Origin of the sequence: Sulfitobacter sp. JL08, assembly GCF_003352045.1 — a bacterium.
Taxonomy (GTDB): domain Bacteria; phylum Pseudomonadota; class Alphaproteobacteria; order Rhodobacterales; family Rhodobacteraceae; genus JL08.
Genome location: NZ_CP025815.1, coordinates 1,067,948 through 1,085,497 on the forward strand (window position 1 = coordinate 1,067,948; position 17,550 = coordinate 1,085,497).

21 protein-coding genes are annotated in these 17,550 nt (G+C 59.2%); 9 read left to right on the forward strand and 12 right to left on the reverse strand.

The features are described from left to right. Positions 1-76: 76 nt before the first annotated feature. From C1J05_RS05430 to secG, 7 genes are all read right to left on the reverse strand, one after another. Positions 77-817 (reverse strand): phosphate/phosphite/phosphonate ABC transporter substrate-binding protein, encoded by a 741-nt coding sequence (locus C1J05_RS05430; protein ID WP_114869361.1) that lies wholly within the window; start codon positions 815-817, stop codon positions 77-79. After that, positions 814-1,254 carry a TerB family tellurite resistance protein gene (locus tag C1J05_RS05435; protein WP_114869362.1) on the reverse strand — a complete coding sequence of 147 codons (441 nt, stop codon included), beginning with the start codon at positions 1,252-1,254 and terminating at the stop codon, positions 814-816. Before C1J05_RS05435 ends, C1J05_RS05430 begins: the two co-directional genes overlap by 4 nt. A 7-nt stretch (positions 1,255-1,261) precedes the next feature. Continuing rightward, positions 1,262-1,708: a TerB family tellurite resistance protein gene (locus C1J05_RS05440; protein WP_114869363.1), complete on the reverse strand. Its 447-nt coding sequence runs from the start codon at positions 1,706-1,708 to the stop codon at positions 1,262-1,264. 38 nt (positions 1,709-1,746) lie between these two features. Continuing rightward, the gene (locus C1J05_RS05445) at positions 1,747-2,439 is read right to left on the reverse strand and encodes a hypothetical protein (protein WP_114869364.1); all 693 of its coding nucleotides are present in this window, start codon (positions 2,437-2,439) and stop codon (positions 1,747-1,749) included. An 18-nt stretch (positions 2,440-2,457) separates the two neighbouring features. Continuing rightward, complete coding sequence (locus C1J05_RS05450; RefSeq protein ID WP_114869365.1) at positions 2,458-2,751, reverse strand: DUF1330 domain-containing protein; 294 nt, start codon at positions 2,749-2,751, stop codon at positions 2,458-2,460. Positions 2,752-2,780: 29 nt separating this feature from the next. Next, on the reverse strand, positions 2,781-4,424 hold the full coding sequence (locus C1J05_RS05455; RefSeq protein WP_114869366.1) for a CTP synthase: 1,644 nt from the start codon (positions 4,422-4,424) through the stop codon (positions 2,781-2,783). A gap of 173 nt (positions 4,425-4,597) precedes the next feature. Further along, on the reverse strand, positions 4,598-4,963 hold the full coding sequence (gene secG, locus C1J05_RS05460) for a preprotein translocase subunit SecG (protein WP_114869367.1): 366 nt from the start codon (positions 4,961-4,963) through the stop codon (positions 4,598-4,600). A gap of 119 nt (positions 4,964-5,082) precedes the next feature. Between secG and nthA the strand changes: the two genes are divergently transcribed. From nthA to C1J05_RS05480, 4 genes are read left to right on the forward strand one after another with little or no spacing between them, the layout of a single operon-like run. Continuing rightward, entirely contained in the window at positions 5,083-5,703 is a 621-nt protein-coding gene (gene nthA, locus C1J05_RS05465) for a nitrile hydratase subunit alpha (RefSeq protein ID WP_114869368.1), read from the forward strand. Then, a complete protein-coding gene (gene nthB / locus C1J05_RS05470; RefSeq protein WP_114869369.1) occupies positions 5,700-6,380 on the forward strand; it encodes a nitrile hydratase subunit beta in 681 nt (226 codons plus the stop codon). Before nthA ends, nthB begins: the two co-directional genes overlap by 4 nt. Then, the gene (locus tag C1J05_RS05475; RefSeq protein ID WP_114869370.1) at positions 6,380-6,700 is read left to right on the forward strand and encodes a nitrile hydratase accessory protein; all 321 of its coding nucleotides are present in this window, start codon (positions 6,380-6,382) and stop codon (positions 6,698-6,700) included. The genes nthB and C1J05_RS05475 overlap by 1 nt, the downstream gene beginning before the upstream one ends. A gap of 5 nt (positions 6,701-6,705) precedes the next feature. Continuing rightward, positions 6,706-7,098: a rhodanese-like domain-containing protein gene (locus C1J05_RS05480; RefSeq protein ID WP_114869371.1), complete on the forward strand. Its 393-nt coding sequence runs from the start codon at positions 6,706-6,708 to the stop codon at positions 7,096-7,098. Here C1J05_RS05480 and C1J05_RS05485 read toward each other — a convergent pair. Beyond that, positions 7,095-7,319 (reverse strand): hypothetical protein, encoded by a 225-nt coding sequence (locus C1J05_RS05485; protein ID WP_114869372.1) that lies wholly within the window; start codon positions 7,317-7,319, stop codon positions 7,095-7,097. The genes C1J05_RS05480 and C1J05_RS05485 overlap by 4 nt on opposite strands. Before the next feature lie 286 nt (positions 7,320-7,605). Between C1J05_RS05485 and C1J05_RS05490 the strand changes: the two genes are divergently transcribed. Together C1J05_RS05490 and C1J05_RS05495 are read left to right on the forward strand one after the other, a co-directional pair. Beyond that, entirely contained in the window at positions 7,606-8,898 is a 1,293-nt protein-coding gene (locus tag C1J05_RS05490) for an adenylosuccinate synthase (protein ID WP_114872135.1), read from the forward strand. After that, positions 8,898-9,122: a DUF2842 domain-containing protein gene (locus C1J05_RS05495; RefSeq protein WP_114869373.1), complete on the forward strand. Its 225-nt coding sequence runs from the start codon at positions 8,898-8,900 to the stop codon at positions 9,120-9,122. Before C1J05_RS05490 ends, C1J05_RS05495 begins: the two co-directional genes overlap by 1 nt. A gap of 92 nt (positions 9,123-9,214) precedes the next feature. On the opposite strand, the gene C1J05_RS05500 is transcribed toward C1J05_RS05495, so the two are convergent. Further along, positions 9,215-11,293, reverse strand: coding sequence for a hypothetical protein (locus tag C1J05_RS05500; protein WP_254684711.1), 2,079 nt, complete (start codon positions 11,291-11,293; stop codon positions 9,215-9,217). Positions 11,294-11,431: 138 nt separating this feature from the next. On the opposite strand from C1J05_RS05500, the gene C1J05_RS05505 reads away from it, so the two are divergent. Beyond that, the gene (locus tag C1J05_RS05505; RefSeq protein ID WP_114869374.1) at positions 11,432-12,115 is read left to right on the forward strand and encodes a thiamine diphosphokinase; all 684 of its coding nucleotides are present in this window, start codon (positions 11,432-11,434) and stop codon (positions 12,113-12,115) included. Here C1J05_RS05505 and C1J05_RS05510 read toward each other — a convergent pair. Genes C1J05_RS05510 through C1J05_RS05520 form a run of 3 tightly spaced genes read right to left on the reverse strand, consistent with a single transcriptional unit; the run spans position 12,057 to position 15,136 of the window. Next, positions 12,057-13,004 carry a DMT family transporter gene (locus tag C1J05_RS05510; protein WP_114869375.1) on the reverse strand — a complete coding sequence of 316 codons (948 nt, stop codon included), beginning with the start codon at positions 13,002-13,004 and terminating at the stop codon, positions 12,057-12,059. The two genes, C1J05_RS05505 and C1J05_RS05510, sit on opposite strands and share 59 nt — an antisense overlap. A gap of 51 nt (positions 13,005-13,055) precedes the next feature. Next, positions 13,056-14,429 (reverse strand): L-serine ammonia-lyase, encoded by a 1,374-nt coding sequence (locus C1J05_RS05515; protein WP_114869376.1) that lies wholly within the window; start codon positions 14,427-14,429, stop codon positions 13,056-13,058. After that, entirely contained in the window at positions 14,429-15,136 is a 708-nt protein-coding gene (locus tag C1J05_RS05520; RefSeq protein ID WP_114872137.1) for a glutathione S-transferase family protein, read from the reverse strand. The genes C1J05_RS05515 and C1J05_RS05520 overlap by 1 nt, the downstream gene beginning before the upstream one ends. 188 nt (positions 15,137-15,324) lie before the next feature. Here C1J05_RS05520 and rpiA point away from each other — a divergent pair, with 188 nt between their 5' ends. Together rpiA and gor are read left to right on the forward strand one after the other, a co-directional pair. Continuing rightward, positions 15,325-16,113 carry a ribose-5-phosphate isomerase RpiA gene (rpiA, locus tag C1J05_RS05525; RefSeq protein ID WP_114869377.1) on the forward strand — a complete coding sequence of 263 codons (789 nt, stop codon included), beginning with the start codon at positions 15,325-15,327 and terminating at the stop codon, positions 16,111-16,113. A gap of 11 nt (positions 16,114-16,124) precedes the next feature. After that, positions 16,125-17,483 carry a glutathione-disulfide reductase gene (gor, locus tag C1J05_RS05530; RefSeq protein WP_114869378.1) on the forward strand — a complete coding sequence of 453 codons (1,359 nt, stop codon included), beginning with the start codon at positions 16,125-16,127 and terminating at the stop codon, positions 17,481-17,483. The last annotated feature ends 67 nt before the right edge of the window (positions 17,484-17,550 follow it).

Genomic DNA, 17,550 nt, shown 5'->3' on the forward strand with positions numbered 1-17,550 from the left:
CGATTTGATGCCGAAAGGTGCAAAGTGACCGGAGGGAAGCCCGAAATGCCCGTCAAAAAGGCATCAGGATGCGGCATCAGGCGGGTGGCGGGGGCGGCGTTGCGACGGCCAGATAGGTATCCTGCGGAATAACAACCAGACCTTGCAGGTGCAGGGCCGCGCGGTCGGCCTCTGACAGCATGGCGATCGCCTGTTCCACCGCGGTGCGTATGTGAACCGGATCATTGGCAAGGGACGTGATATAGGGCAGCCCCGGTGTCGGATCCGTACGCTCGACCTCGCGCAGGTGGCTGGCCCATGGTTCACATTCACAGATCAATGCCCATGTCAGCGCATCGATTGCGGCGATATCCGCATTGTTGTCGGCCACAGCCTTTGCCGATGCGATATGTGCGCCGGTTGGAATATAGGCCCCGAAAACCGTGCCGGTTTTGGCGGCGTGGGTCGCAGGCGCGGCCCAGCCCGATTGCGACACTGCTTCGTTATAGGCGAACCGCTGGCCGGAGAAATCGGCCATCGTGTCGCCCGGTGCATCGGCGCGGGCCACCAGCACCGAATTGTAATATCCCGGCGGACAACCCGGCAGGCCGTAATCGGGGGTGCCAACAAGATGCACATGCCCGTGCAGAGCGGTGCGGTAGGGCATGCCGCAGGTCTGCGCAAACACCATGCCCGGATCGCGCCAGATATCCCAGAAATCCCGCGACCGCTCTAACGTGTCGGGACCGGTATTCAGACAAGAACGGATCGTGGCCCAGAACCTGTTATTCGCGGCCTGAAGATGGGGCAGGTCATACATGCCCAACATGGCCGTCATGATGGTGTATCGACCCGCTGGCGCGCCATCGCGCTGTCACGGTCATTGATGCCCAGCAGATTTGCCACCAGGCGCAACAATGCATCTTCATGATCGTCCCGCACGCCATCGGCCAGTACCACCCGCCACATCGCCTCGACCACGGCCAGACGGTCGGGATAGGGCACGGCATCCTTGATGGCGCGGGTAAAACGCACTGTATCCGGTGCTTCGGTTTCCAGCGTTTCTGCGGCGGTACGCAGCGCGACAGTTGCGTCCTGATCCAGCCCGTAGCGCGCTGCAATGATGCGATCTATGTTGGCCACCTCGGCGGGCGCATAGTGCCCGTCCGTGCGTGCCACCCGCACCAGCAAAGCGGTCAGTGCCAACCGTGCATCGTCATCGGGCAGAGTGGCCGGTTCCGGCTGGGTCAGCCGTTTCAAGAATTCTCCGAACATGTCTTGCTTATCCTGTTTCTGCGTCGCGCAGTGCGGTCAGTTTGGCCGCGTCGCTGTCCTGCGCGGTAATACCTAATGTCGTTTCGATCAGGTGCAATGTTTGTTCCTCTGCATCATCGCGTTCCCCGTCGGCCAGAACGACATCCCACAACGCCGCAACAATCTGCAACCGGTCCTGATAAGGCACTTCCTGCCGGATCAGGCGGGCGAACTCGTCGGTGCCGGGGGCGTGTTTTTCCAGTTTTTCGCAGGTAGCGCGCAGCCGCGCGGCCTCGATCGGTTTCAGGGCATAGCTTTGGCCCAGAATGCGATCGATCTGGCCGATCTCGGCAGCGGTATAGACGCCATCGGCCATGGCGACGCGCACCAAGAGCGCCCCCAGCGCCAGACGGGCATCCGGTTCCGGCAATGGGGCCGGTGTGGCGGGCGGGCGGTTGAAAATCCGGTTCAGCATGAAAACAGGTTACCCGATCCAGCCTTGCAGGCAAGAGTTCACCCCGCATCCCGCAGCGGATAATGCAGGGCGCCCATTTGGGGGGGCTGTTCAAACCGCAAATTATCAAGGGCCAGCCCCTGCGGGTCTGCGTTTGTCAGAACAAATCCGGCGATATCGGCCACGCCATCCGAACGCACGAAGCCGAAACCGTGTTCACCGACAGGGCTGATCTGCATATCCTGAATGATACTGCCGTCGCGGCGCAGGAATTGCAGGGTTGCAACACCGTCCTCGCCACCGCGCAATTCAAAGGATAGTGCCGCCTGATCGCGATCAAACAGCACCGAGATCGCGCCTTCGCCCTGGGCATCGCGCTTGGGATATCGTGCGGGGCCGAACCCGTTCAACACATTGGTGCCCGACATTCGGGTGATCGAAAGGGTTTCACCCGGCCCGCCACTGATCGCCACCAGCGGGGCCAGCGGCACGCCGGTGATATGATCAAACATTCCCAGCGCATCGCGCGACTGGCCGGCAAACCGCTCTCCGAACTGAACGCCGGTGGTGACCAGCACGTCATCCACCAGACGGCCCGGTCCGAAACTGCTGGGCATGTCGTCAAATGTCACGATCTGCGTCAGCGCCAAAGAGTCCGGATCGACGAGGCAAATCGCCTGTTCGCACGCCAGCGCCATGCGCGGCAAAACCGCAAGAAAAACACTGAAAAGGCCAAACCGAAAACCTGTCATGGCCTATGTTAGCACGACTTAGCTGTCGTAGCCTTCAATAATAACGAGATCACCGGTCGAAACCGGATCACGCAGGCCTTTGGCAGTTTGATATTCATCTGAATGATAGCATTCCAAAGCCGCATCATAGCTTGGAAACTCGATCACGACTGTGCGCTCCCGGGTTTCGCCTTCCGCTTCGATGCGGGTGCCGCCCCGCACCAGAAAGCGTGCGCCATATTTCGCAAGCGGTATCGCGTTGGCCGCGATATAGGCCTTGTATGCTTCAAAATCATGCACATCGACATGTGCTATCCAATAGCCCTTTGGCATCGTTTCGCTTCGGTCCTTTTCGTTGCGTTTTAAACCAGCCGTGAATTGTCCTTTGCCGCGCGCACGAAATCCTTGAACAGTGGGTGCGGATCGAACGGCTTTGATTTCAGTTCAGGGTGGAATTGCACGCCGATAAACCAGGGATGATCGGGCCATTCCACGATTTCAGGCAGGCGCCCGTCGGGCGACATGCCGGAAAAGCACAATCCCGCCTTTTCCAGTTGCTTGCGATACTGAATGTCCACTTCGTAGCGGTGGCGATGACGTTCATCGATATCCAAGCGACCGTAAATCTCGGCGACGCGCGATCCTTGTTTCAGCACGGCATCATAGGCGCCCAGCCGCATTGTGCCGCCTTTGTCGTCATCGGGCCGCCGGTTTACCTTTTCGTTGCCCTGCACCCATTCTTTCAGGTGGTAGACCACGGGCGTAAACCGTTTCTTGCCGGCTTCGTGGTCGAATTCCTCCGATCCGGCATCGGCCAGATCGGCCAGATTACGCGCCGCTTCGATCACCGCCATCTGCATGCCCAGACAAATGCCCAGATAGGGAATCTGGCGTTCGCGCGCGAATTGCGCCGCCTTTATCTTGCCTTCGGTTCCGCGTTCTCCGAAACCGCCGGGCACCAGAATGGCGTGAAACCCTTCCAGATGGGGCGCGGGGTCTTCGCGTTCGAACAGTTCGCTGTCCACCCATTCGATGTTGACCTTGACGCGGTTGGCCATGCCGCCATGGGTCAGCGCCTCGGCGATGGATTTGTAGGCATCTTCAAGCTGGATGTATTTCCCCACAATGGCAATTTTCACATCGCCCTCAGGGTTGTAAATCCGGTCTGCCACATCTTCCCAGCGGTCCAGATTTGGTTTGGGGGCAGGGGTGATCTGAAAGGCATCCAACACCGCCTGATCCAGCCCTTCGCGGTGATAGGCCAACGGCGCTTCGTAGATCGATTTCAGATCCTGTGCGGCAATAACGCTTTCGGGGCGTACATTGCAGAACAGTGCCAGCTTTTCACGTTCCTTGACCGGGATCGGCCCTTCGGACCGGCAGACCAGAATATCGGGCGCAATCCCGATTGAACGCAGTTCTTTCACACTGTGCTGTGTCGGTTTGGTCTTCAGTTCGCCGCTGGCCTTGATGAAGGGCAGCAGCGTCAGGTGCATGAAAATGCACTGACCACGGGGCTTATCCTGACTGAACTGGCGGATTGCCTCGAAAAACGGCAGGCCTTCGATATCGCCCACGGTGCCGCCAATCTCGCACAGCATGAAATCGACTTCGTCCTCACCGATTTTCAGGAATTCCTTGATCTCGTTGGTGACGTGCGGGATCACCTGAATGGTTTTGCCCAGATAATCGCCGCGCCGTTCCTTTTCCAGCACGGTGGAATAGATGCGCCCGGAACTGACCGAGTCGGTCTGGCGGGCGGCAACACCGGTAAACCGTTCGTAATGGCCCAGATCCAGATCGGTTTCAGCCCCGTCATCGGTGACGAACACCTCGCCATGTTCAAACGGGCTCATAGTGCCGGGATCGACATTCAGGTAGGGATCAAGCTTGCGCAAGCGCACCGAAAAGCCGCGTGCCTGCAACAATGCGCCCAAAGCGGCCGATGCCAGACCTTTGCCAAGCGAGGAGACGACACCGCCGGTAATGAATATGTAACGAGCCATGTGGTGGCGATCCCCCGCGAAATTATGGTGTGAAAACGCCAAAAAGCGTTGCCCGCTGTCGATCAAAAAACCACAGCATCACGGGACTTACGTCATAAAGGATTCGTCACGGATTGGCAAGGCAACCGCAACATCATGTTGCAACGTGTTCCGCTGCGTCAAGGTCTAGTGTTTCAGTCCGCCTTGGGTACCAATGGCGCGTTTTCGTCCGATGTCGGCGGCAACAGATCGGTGCCCAGCGGTGTCGCGGGTGCATCCGCACCTTCTTCGCTGCTAGGAGCGCCCAGTCTGTCGATCACACTGGTGCCTGCGGCCTTTTGCGCGGCGATCACCGTCAGGGTGATCGATGTGCAGATGAACGCAATCGCCAGCAGCCATGTGAGTTTTCCCAGCGCCGTTGCCGCAGCGCGGCCCGACATGGCCCCGCCACCGCCGCCGCTGCCCATACCAAGGCCGCCGCCTTCGGAACGTTGCATCAAAACAACGCCGATCAGGCCAAAAGCCAGAAACAAATGGATGATAAGGACGACGTTTTCCATGCATACCCTGCGTGCGCGACTTGATTGCGGCTATGTAGGCAAGTTTGCCCAGAGGGGCAAGGCCAGTTTCCGACACTTCCCGCTGGACAAGGCGAGGGGAGTGGGATCATTCTGTTTTTATGCCCCATGACCACCACGATCACGACCATCCGCACAGTCTTTTGCCCCCGGAACCAGCGTTGCGTGTGCGCGCGCTGGAAACGATTCTGACCCAGAAAGGGCTGATCGATCCGGCGGCACTGGATGAAATCATCGACACCTATCAAAACCGCATAGGGCCGCAAAACGGCGCGCGTGTGGTCGCCCGCGCCTGGAGCGATCCGGCCTTTCGCGCGCGTCTGCTGGAAGATGCGGATGCCGTGTTGCAGGACATGGATATTTATGGGCGCCAGGGCGAACATATGGTCGTGGTCGAAAATACCGACCAGACCCACAATGTGGTCGTGTGCACCTTGTGCAGTTGTTATCCGTGGCCGGTTCTGGGCATTCCACCCGGTTGGTACAAATCGGATGCATACCGTGCCCGCGTGGTGCGTGAACCGCGCAAGGTTCTGGCCGATTTCGGGATTGAACTGCCCGCTGATACGGCGGTGAGTGTCTGGGATTCAACCGCCGAAGTGCGCTATCTTGTCTTGCCGCAACGCCCCGCAGAAACCAAAGGGCTGGACGTCGACGCGCTGGCGCAATGGGTCACACGCGACAGCATGATCGGCACCGGTTTACCACAGGCTCCGGCATGACCCGCCCGCATGATATGGGAGGGCGGTTCGGCGACGGGCCGGTGGTGCCAGAACCGCAGGGCATTCCCGAATTTGCCGCCGATTGGCATGGCCGCGCCCTGGCGCTGACGCTGGCATCGGGCGCTTTGGGGCAGTGGAACATCGACACCTCGCGCCATGCCCGCGAATCCATCGCGCCCAAGGATTACGCGCGCTTCGGCTATTACGAGAAATGGCTGGCCGGATTGGCCGATCTGTTGGTCGCCAAAGGCATCGTCACACGGCAGGAACTGGAAAACGGACAGGCCGATGGCATGTTGTCCGATCTGGCGGCGCGTTGTCTGAAGCGCGATGCGGTGGCCGCCGTTCTGGCCAAAGGCGGGCCGGCAACCCGCGACAGCGATATCGCGCAACAATTTGAAATAGGACAGAAAGTGCGCACATTGCGCCCCGCGGGCAACCGGTTGGTGGATGGCGGGCACACACGTTTGCCCGCCTATGCTGCAGGCGCAACCGGGCATATCCTGCGCTATCACGGCACGCATGTTTTTCCAGACAGTGCCGCACATGGGCTGGGCGACGCCGCGCAGCCGCTTTATGCCGTTGTGTTTCCCGCGTCCGAACTTTGGGTGTCGCCCGAACATCCGCAGGACGAGGTCGTTCTTGACCTGTGGCAATCGTATCTGGAGTCTGCGTAATGGAAATTCTGGGTAAGGAACCAGTATTTCGGGAACCCTGGCACGCGCAGGTGTTCGCGCTGGCGGTGCATCTGAACGAAACCGGTGTGTTCACCTGGCCCGACTGGGCCGACCGGTTTTCGCAAACCCTCGCGGCGCATGGACTGGATCGCGAACTGGATGGCGGGGATGATTATTTCACCGCATGGCTGGCCGCGCTGGAAAGCCTGCTGGCCGAACGGGATATTGCCCCGCCCGAGGATGTGACCCGTCTGCGTGGCGCATGGGAAACCGCCTATCTGGAAACGCCCCAAGGTGCGCCGGTACAACTAAAGGATTAATCCGTATGAGAAAGCTCGATACGTCCGCGGCTGAGATGGTCAAGGCTGCACGCGCGCGGATAGAAGAAATCGAAACACCCAATGCCATCGCGATGGTCAATGATCCCGAGGTGGTTTTTGTCGATCTGCGCGATGTGCGCGAACGCCAGAGATCGGGTTTTATTCCCGGCAGTTTTCATTGCCCGCGCGGAATGGCCGAATTTTGGGTTGATCCCGAAAGCCCGTATTACAAGGAAGAATTCGGACAGGACAAGAATTACGTCTTTCACTGTGCATCGGGCTGGCGGTCTGCGCTGACAGTGGCGACGCTGAATGACATGGGGTTCAAGGCCGCCCACTTGAAAGAAGGGTTTTCCACCTGGGAAGAACAGGGCGGGCCGGTTGAACGGCTAGATTAACGCGAAGGCCGCCGGCTTAGACCCGCGGCGTTCAGAAACCGGCGCAGACTGGCCTTGAGATTGGGTTTGCCGATCCGGAATACGCGTTTGGGTTTTCCTGCCAAGCGATTGAATTCATGCACGTCAATGACACGTTCGGCGCAGCCACAGCCTTCGCCAAGACCGACCTTGGCGTAATAGAACTTTTCGAAACTCTGGTCCTTTGCGGGGCCGCGCGACATGGTGTTTCCTTTTTCTTTCGCATCTTAACCTAGCACGACGGGGACAGATTTCACAGGCTTGGGCACCTTTCGATTGCCCGCATTATCCACATGGGCCTGCCTTTACATATTGCCTGAAGAACCGGGGCACATCTGGCGCAAGTATAATCGCACAGTTCCGCCCCCGATCGACCCTGTTTTCTGCATCTTGCCCGTGCCGCAACACGGCAGAGGTGAAATTGAGGTTTCGCCCCGCGCCATGCCCCGATATACGGGCGCGGGTTGTACTGAAATCAAAGGACGGATCATGGCCAACGTTGTCGTTGTCGGAGCCCAGTGGGGCGATGAAGGAAAAGGCAAAATCGTAGACTGGCTGTCCGAACGGGCGGACGTGATCGCGCGGTTTCAGGGCGGGCACAATGCGGGCCACACCCTTGTCATTGATGGCAAGGTTTACAAGCTGTCGCTGCTGCCCTCTGGCATTGTGCGCGGCGGCAAACTTTCGGTGATTGGCAACGGGGTTGTGCTGGATCCGTGGCATCTGGTGAAGGAAATTGCGCAATTGCGCGATCAGGGCGTGACCATATCGCCCAAAACACTGATGATCGCGGAAAACACGCCGCTGATCCTGCCGATCCACGGTGAACTGGATCGCGCACGCGAATCGCAGAATTCTGTCGCCAAGATCGGCACGACAGGGCGTGGCATCGGCCCCGCCTATGAAGACAAGGTGGGGCGCAGATCGGTACGTGTTGCCGACCTTGCCGATGATGCAACGCTGCAATTACGGGTGGATCGCGCGCTGGTGCATCACGATGCGCTGCGCCGTGGTCTGGGGTTGGAACCGGTTGATCGCGACGCGCTGATCGCGGAACTGCGCGCCGTTGCACCCGTGGTGCTGGAATACGCGGCCCCTGTCTGGAAGGTATTGAACGAAAAGAGAAAAGCGGGAAAACGTATTCTGTTCGAAGGCGCGCAGGGCGCGTTGCTGGACATTGATTTCGGCACCTACCCGTTTGTCACATCGTCCAATGTGATCGCCGGGCAAGCCGCCACCGGCACCGGGATTGGCCCAGGATCGATCGATTTCGTGCTGGGCATTGTCAAAGCCTATACCACCCGCGTCGGCGAAGGCCCGTTTCCTGCCGAACTGGATGATGCGGATGGCCAGCGTCTGGGGGAACGGGGCCACGAATTTGGCACCGTGACAGGGCGCAAGCGCCGCTGCGGCTGGTTTGATGCGGTTCTGGTGCGTCAGACCTGCGCCACATCGGGCGTGAACGGCATCGCATTCACCAAGCTGGACGTTCTGGACGGGTTCGAAACGCTGAAAATCTGTGTCGGTTACGAACTGGACGGTCAGCGCATGGATTACCTGCCCACCGCTGCCGATCATCAGGCGCGCTGCACCCCGATCTATGAAGAAATGCCCGGCTGGTCCGAAAGCACCGAAGGCGCGCGCAGTTGGGCCGACCTGCCTGCCGAAGCAATCAAATACGTGCGCCGCGTCGAAGAACTGATCGGGTGCCCTGTTGCGCTGTTGTCCACCTCACCGGAACGCGAAGATACGATTCTGGTCACTGATCCGTTTGCCGACTGATGGCGCTGTCTTACAAAGCACGCCGTCGCTGGGCGCTGGTGATCCTGCTGGTTGGTCTGCCGATCTATATTGTCGCGGCGGTCACGCTGGTCGGTTTGCTGGAGCGCCCCGGTTTTCTGATCGAATTGCTGATTTATGTCGCGCTGGGGGTCGTCTGGGCATTGCCGTTCAAATTTATCTTCAAGGGCATCGGTCAGGCCGACCCGGACAAGGATGACCGCTAGAGCCTGCCGCCAGAGAACAGACTGCTACAAAAAAAACGGGCGGAACCTGATGGTTCCGCCCGTTTGCCCGCCGGTCAAATGACCTGACGTGTTCATCCCACATCTCGCGCGCGATGGGCTTCGGGTTTGAAGCCGATCTTGTCGGATACGATGAACCGGCCACCTTTGATTTTTTCGATCTTGCCCGACCGCAGCAACAACCCGAAGGCGCGCAGACCGTCTTCGCGCGAATAGCCGTCTTTTTCGACCTGACGCACCTTGCCCATCAGCTGGGGGCGCGAAAACTGTTCGCGGCCTTCGACATAGGCGATAAAGGCGGCGGCCGCTTCGATGACTTCGGGCAACCGCGTCGCACCGACGTTTTCGGCAAATTCCACAAAATCATCGGTTTCTTCTTCGACGGTGACGCTGCCGGATTGCAGAACGTTGGTGGCAACGCGGCGGGGGCGCACCGGCCCGCGCGTTTCGCCGTCTTCAACGTCGATGCGCTGTTCTGCAACCAGTTTCAGCGGCGCAGGGCGTGCATCTGTCGATGGGCGTTCTGTCCGCGAACCCGATGTTTCCGGACGGCGCGGTTTTACAACGCTGGCCAGATCATCGCGGTACGCATCTGCGCTGTCTTTGTCCTTGCCGCCTGTTCCAAGGGTTTCTTCTGCCTTGGTGGCGGCCACAGCTGCGCGCAGGTGGGCAAATGCATCGCGACGTTGCGATCCTTCGGGTTCACCCATCTGCTGTTCGGTTTCCGCCATCAGGCGTGAAAGGTCTTCATCAGCATCGGTGTTCTCCGACAGAACCTTGGCACCGGCATGGCCATGATCTTCGTCCTGATCATGCGCCTGCTCTGCAGCAGTGTCCTCGTCCGCGTCGTCATCTTCAACGCTGGCCTCGACTTCGGCCAGTTCGCGCTGCAATTCGGCTTCTTCTTCGTCGGACAGGGTGGTGTCCTGATCGTCTGATGCGTCGGCAACGTCGTTCTCGTCGATTTCTTCCAGATCACCTTCGGCAATGGCGGCTTCCAGATCGGCGCGGTTCACTTTCAGAACACGGGCGCGCAGCGGGCTTTCATCGTCGTCATAATCCTCGTTGTCGTCATAGGCTTCGGTTTCCATGTCGGGGCCGGATGCTTCATCCTGATCCTCGTCATCGTCCATGAACAGATTGCTGTGCGTGTCGGCCGTATCGGCGGCATCATCATCATCCTCGTCGGACAGGTCAGGCTCGGCCACGGTGACAACTTCGGGCGCGCTGACACTGGCGATGACGCTTTCGGTCACGGTGTCGTCCTCGGCCACTTCTTCGGCGTGTTCATCTTCCAGATAGGTATCGTCAGGTGTGGCTTTTTCCGACCGCGACACCACCGCACGGATGCGACGCAGTTTGTCTGCGATGCTGGATGTCTTGACTTCGGGCGCGGGTGCGGGGGCAGGGGTTTCAACAACCTCTGTCACAATGTCTTCTGCCGCGTCTTCTGCGGTCTCGTCATCCAGGCTTTCCAGTGATTCGGAAACAGCGGCGTAATCTTCGGCACCAAAGGCGGTTTCTTCGTCATCAGAGTCTTCGGCGTGGTCTTCCGCAGCTTCGGCTTCCACCCTCTCTTCTTCAACCGCGTCTTCTGTTACGGTCTCTTCTTCCACAACGGTGATTTCTTGTTCCACCATGGTGATCTCTTCTTCCACAACGGTGATTTCTTCCTTCACCGGGGAAGTTTCTTCAACTCCTTCGACAGCCTCGACTTCGGCAACCTCTTCGGTTGTTTCGATCACGGGTTCGGACACGTCCTCATCCGCTGCGACCTCGGCTTCGGCCTGATCCTGCTCTTGCGCGGGTTCCGCTTTCGCAACAGCCTGTTCAGCCGTGGCAGCGGCAACAGGGGCAGCGATGGCGGCCGCTTTGGCAGCGGGCTGTGCATCAGCATCGTCTTTCGCGCGCAGGACGATACCACCGTTTTCACTGTGTGCTTCTACGCGGCGGGTAATTTCGCGCTGGGCAATCCGGGCAAGCATCTCTGCATCGGGTTGGGGCGGCTCGGCGCCGAAATAACGATCATCTGCGGCAAGATCGCGAAAATACTCTGCAATCGCCTTCATCGTGTCGAAAGAATCATCGAATCCTTCCAGCGTGCACGAAAACGTCCCATAAGAGACTGTAAGAATTTTGTTATTGTTTACCATCGGATGCTCGTCCTCTGCCACATTGCAGGATTGTCTATAACAAGGAACCAAAGTCGAAAGCGGCTCGAATCTGTGCCAGTAAAGGTATCATTTCATGGCCAGAATGTGACCTGTTTCCCAAAGGGACCTAAAATTGACATGAATGACGACATTGTCCATTCATTGGAAACAATAACCTTGTTGGGCGGGGGTGTTGTATCCATATCGGACCTGAACGAGGCGCTTTCATGGGCGCCGCGATTGGTGGCGGCAGATGGCGGGGCAGTTTTTGCGCATGAAAACGGTCTGATCCCCGAGGCCGTGATCGGCGATTTTGATTCGCTGCCGGAAACAATTGCCGCCAAACTGCCCGCCGAAACTTTGCACCGGATCGAAGAACAGGACAGTACCGACTTTGAAAAGGCGTTGCGCAGCATCGCCGCGCCGCTTGTTCTTGCCGTTGGTTTCACCGGTGCGCGGATAGATCACCAGCTGGCCGCGTTCCACACGCTGATCCGGTATCCCGCCCGTCCCTGTGTGCTGATTGGCAGCCACGAACTGATCTGCCTCGCACCGCCGGATATGACGCTTGATCTGGCGGCGGGAGATGTGGTGTCGCTGTATCCCATGGGGGCAGTGACGGGCCGGTCGCAGGGGTTGGAATGGCCGATAGACGGGTTGGAGTTTGCACCTGACCGCAAGATCGGCACGTCAAACAGGGCCACGGGGCCGGTGCGGTTGTGCTTTGATCAGCCGGCGATGCTGCTGATCCTGCCGCGCCATGTCATGCCGCAGGTGGTGCGACATTGGCAACAATCGCCCGCGCGGTGGCCCGCTCTCTGATCACGATGTAAAGCCCGGCGGAAATCGTCACCAGAATTCCGAGGGCGGCCAGCCCGTTGGGAAGATCCCGGAACACCAGCCAGCCGATGATCGTGGCAAAGGGAATTTCAAGATACTGCATCGGGGCCAGCGTGGCCGACGGCGCATAGCGCAACGACCATGTCATTAGCAGATGTGCGAACGTGCCCAACAGGCCGATGGCAATCAGCATGCTCCATTCCGTGCTGTTGGGGCGGATCAGTTCCAGCGGTGCAAACCCGCTATCACGCGCCAGCCACAACAGGGGCGCCATGAACACCACGGCCATGACACCGCTGACCGCCTGTAATCCGATCGGGTCGGTTTCCTTGGCGATCTGGCGTGTCACCAGCATGAACAAAGAAAACACAACCGCCACCACCAAAGGCAGCAGCGCGGGCAAACCCACATTGGCAAAGCTGGGCTGGATCACCAGCAAAGTGCCGATAAAGCCGACGATACAGGCATAGATGCGGCGCGGCCCGACCTCTTCGCCCAGAACATATTTGCCCAGCAGCAGCATCAGAAACGGCATGACAAAGGCAATCGCAACCGCATCGGCCAAGGGCAGGTACTGCAAGGCGGAAAACATCGCGCCAATGCCGACGATATGCAACGCAGTGCGCAGCGCCGTCAGCCGTAACAACCGCCCCCGCATTTTCCAGTGCCGCCCGGTCAGCAGGACCAGCGGGATCAGAACGATAGCCTGAACGGCAAAACGCACGAACAGCAAAACGCCAAGCGGCACAGACTGCCCCAGAATTTTTGCCATCGCATCGCCCATCGGGGCCACGATGCAAAACCCCAGCATCAGCCCCACGCCCAGCAAGGGGCGATCAAGCGTTGTCGGTATCTGGCTCACGCGCGTCATTCCGGCACGCTAGGCAGGCCGATCTGGATTGGCAAGTCGCGCTGCCAGTTCCTAACAATTCGGCACGTTCACCGCCAACCCTCCGAGGGATGTTTCCTTGTACTTTTCGCTCATGTCCTGACCGGTCTGGCGCATGGTTTCGATGCAGGCATCCAGCGGTACCAGATGGGTGCCGTCGCCGCGCAGGGCCAGTGACGCGGCAGACACCGCCTTGATCGCGCCCAGACCGTTGCGTTCGATACAGGGCACCTGCACCAACCCGCGCACCGGATCACAGGTCATCCCCAGATGGTGTTCCAGCGCGATTTCAGCGGCGTTTTCCACCTGTTCGGGCGTACCGCCCATGACGGCGCACAATCCGGCCGCAGCCATCGCGCTGGCGCTGCCCACTTCGGCCTGACATCCGGCTTCGGCACCGGAAATCGACGCGTTGTATTTGACCAACCCGCCAATGGCGGCGGCGGTCAGCAGAAAGTCCTCGACATGGGCGTTGGATGCGCCGGGCACGTGATCCAGATAATAGCGCAGCGTGGCCGGTACGACGCCCGCCGCCCCGTTGGTGGGCGCGGTGACAACCTGTCCGCCGGCGGCGTTTTCCTCGTTCACGGCCATGGCGTAAACGCTCATCCAGTCGTTGATAGTGTGGGGTGGTGCCCAGTTCATGCCGCGTTCGGCCAGCAGCGCATCGTGAATGCCCTTGGCGCGCCGTTTCACCATCAACCCGCCCGGCAGAATGCCATCGGTTTCCAGACCCCGCGATATGCAATCATTCATCACCTGCCAGATGCGCGCGGTGCCCTTGGACAGATTGTCGGCGCCGCCGCGCGACACTTCGTTGGCGCGTTTCATGCCCGCTATCGTCTTGCCCGACGCGTGTGCCATCTCAAGCATCTGCGCGGCGGTCTTGAACGGGAAGGGCACCGGTGCGCCTTCGTCGGTATCCTTGCCTGCGGCCAGTTCCGCTTCGGTCATCACAAAGCCGCCGCCGATCGAATAATAGGTTTCGCGCAATGTCACGTCGCCCTGGGCGTCGGTTGCCATCAGCATCATGCCATTGGCATGGCCGGGCAAAGCGTGATCGTAATCAAAGACCAGATCCTGCGCGGGATTGAAATGCAGCGGCGGCAAACCTTCGGGGGTCAGGGTGTGGGTTGCCTTGTTGTCGGCCAGTGTCGCGTCCGCCTTGGATGCGTCATAGGTTTCGGGCACGAACCCCGCCAGACCCAGAATGGTTGCGCGATCCGTTGCATGACCGACGCCGGTAAAGGCCAGCGATCCGTGCAGGGACGCACGCACGCCGTGAAATTCAAACGGTGAGGCGCGCATCAGTTCGAGAAACCGTGCCGCCGCCACCATTGGCCCCATCGTATGGGATGATGACGGGCCGATGCCGACTTTGAACATTTCGAAAACGGACAGAAACATCAGGTGGCCGATCCTTCCTGTGGGGTGGGGTGATGTGGGGCGGTAAACGGGGTCGGGCCCAGACCTTCGGCGGTCTGAACCGCGCGGGCTTCGGGGCGTTTTTCAATTCTGTGCAGCAGGGTCATCAGGTTCTGATAGCGGGGCAGATCAAAATCGTGCCGGACCGCCTGATCGGGATAAAGCGCCACCCAGCGCAGGCAGGCGGCCACGTAGTAATCCAGACCGCTTGGGGTTGCGCCGTTGAACCACGGGTGCCCGGCACCTGCCGCCGCGTTCAATGTCTGGAAATGGCGCGCCACCTCAGAGTTCATCTGCGCGCGCAGGGCATCCTGTACCGCCGGTTCCGAACCCACGTACTGGCTGGGGTAAAACAGCATGCGAAGTGCAGGATGCAAGGTGTTGGACACAAAGAACAACCATTTCAGAAAAGCCGCACGGTCGGGATCATCCGGGGCAGGTTCAAGTGCGCTATGCGTGTCGGCCAGCCACAACAGGATCGCACCGGTTTCGAAAATCGCGCCGTGCGGTGTTTCCAGCGCGGGGATCAGCCCGTTGGGGTTGATCGCCAGATAGTCCGGCGCCTTCTGGCCCTGAACGGACCTGTCGACAAGCACGGTTTGATAGGGCACGGCCAGTGCATGCAGCGCCAGCCGAATGATCAGCGACGCATTGTCGGGGGCATAATACAGGCGGTACATCTGTGTCATGTCAGCGGATATAAGCGAGCGCCGGAATAAATTCTGCTGGAAAGCGACCAATGGCGTGCATTTGCGTACTTTGATGCCTTGCCGGTCCGGCCCGGCATTTTCGAATTCACCGCAACTTTGCGGCAAATCGCCCTCGCCACTGCGGCTCAAGCGGCCTATAAGGCGCCCATGCAATCCGGAGGCTTCCAATGACCCATGAATTGTCGCCCATCGACAAGGCTAAATTTGTCGCTGCCAAGCGCGCAACCGAATATGTAGAAGACGGCATGCGTGTCGGGCTGGGTACGGGCAGTACGGCGGCATGGCTGGTCCGGTGTCTGGGCGAAATGGTGCGCGAAGACGGGCTGAAAATCAAAGGCGTTCCCACATCCACCCGCACCGCCGAACTGGCGCGCGAGGTGGGTATTCAGGTGATATCGCTGGACGAGGCGAAATGGCTGGATCTGACGATTGACGGCACGGATGAATTTGATGGTGATCTGAACCTGATCAAGGGCGGCGGCGGCGCGCTGTTGCAGGAAAAGATCGTGGCCACAGCCAGCGACCGGATGATCGTGATTGCCGATATCGGCAAAGAGGTTGAAACGCTGGGCGCATTTCCCCTGCCGATCGAGGTGATCCCGTTCGGCTGGCAAACCACGCAGGCTTTGGTCGAGGAAACGCTGATTTCCATGGACGTGCTGGGGCGCTCTACCACGATGCGGATGAACGGATCGGTTCCCTTTGTGACCGACGAAGGCAACCACATTCTGGATCTGCATCTGAACCGTATCGGCAATCCGCGCCAGCTTGCTCTGGTGCTGAACCAGATGCCGGGGGTGGTTGAAAACGGGCTTTTCATTGATATCTGCGATACTGTTGTCATCGGGTACGGCGACGGGCGCGTCGAAGTGCGCGACATCAACAAAGGCACAGTCGATCAGGATCGGGTTGATTTCACCGAAAACGACAACCTGTTCACGGATCTGGCAGACTAAGGATTACCACTATGGCGTTTGATTATGATCTGTTCGTTATTGGCGGGGGATCGGGTGGCGTGCGCGCCGCGCGGGTCGCCGCAGGCGACACCGGCGCCAAGGTCGCACTGGCCGAAGACGACCGCTATGGCGGGACATGCGTGATCCGGGGCTGTGTGCCCAAGAAGCTGATGGTGTTCGCGTCGGGCTACGCGCGTCTGGCTGAAGATGCGCATGCCTATGGCTGGGACAACACCATGCCCAGTTTCGAATGGCCGCGTTTTCAGAAACACATGACGGACGAACTGGACCGGCTGGAACAGGTCTATCGCAATCTGCTGGCCGGATCGGGGGTTGAAACCTTTGATGCGCGCGCCACGCTGGTTGATCCGCACACTGTGGCGCTGTCCACCGGTGAAACCAAAACCGCCAAACACATCCTGATCGCGACCGGCGGGCACCCTGTCAAACCCGATATGCCGGGGGCTGAACTTGCAATAACATCAGACGATATTTTCCACCTGCCCGAATTGCCCAAAACGATGCTGGTCATCGGTGGCGGCTATATCGCGTGCGAATTTGCCGGTGTGATGAACGGCATGGGCGTTGAGGTGACGCAATATTATCGCGGCGCGCAAATCCTGCGCGGCTTTGACGACGAGGCGCGCGGCCTGGTCGCGACCGAGATGGTTGATCGCGGTGTCCAGATCAAAACCGGCACCAACGTGCTTGAGATGCGGCGCGAAGGCAAAGGTGTCTGGGTCAAGGCGACCAACGGGGACGAACAGGTATTCGATCAGGTGATGTTCGCCACCGGGCGCGATCCGAATTCGGCCAATATGGGTCTTGAAAACACCGGTGTGAAAACCGGGCGACGGGGCGAAATTCTGGTGGACGACTATTCCCAGACCGACCAGCCTTCGGTTTACGCGATCGGCGATGTGACCAACCGTGTGAACCTGACGCCGGTGGCCATCCGCGAAGGAATGGCCTTTGTTGAAACCGTATTCAAAGGCAACCCGACCAAGGTGGATCACGCATTGATCCCGTCGGCGATCTTTACGCAACCGGAAATGGGCACGGTCGGACTGTCCGAAGAAGCGGCGCGCGAACGCGAACCCGTCGAGATTTATTGCACCAGCTTCCGGCCCATGCAGACCGCCTTTGCCGGGCGCAGTGATCGCGTATTGATGAAACTTGTGGTATCCAAGGCCACGCGGGTGGTATTGGGATGCCATATCGTTGCCCCCGGAGCAGGTGAAATGATCCAGCTGGCGGGTATCGCCGTAAAAATGGGGGCAACCAAGGAAGATTTCGACCGGACCGTTGCAGTCCATCCTACAATGTCCGAAGAACTTGTAACGATGAAAACTCCGATGCGGACAGCTTGAATATTGTAATAAAGATCACAGTTTAGACGAAAGCGTCTTTTGGGCGTGTGAAATTAGGGGAAGTGCA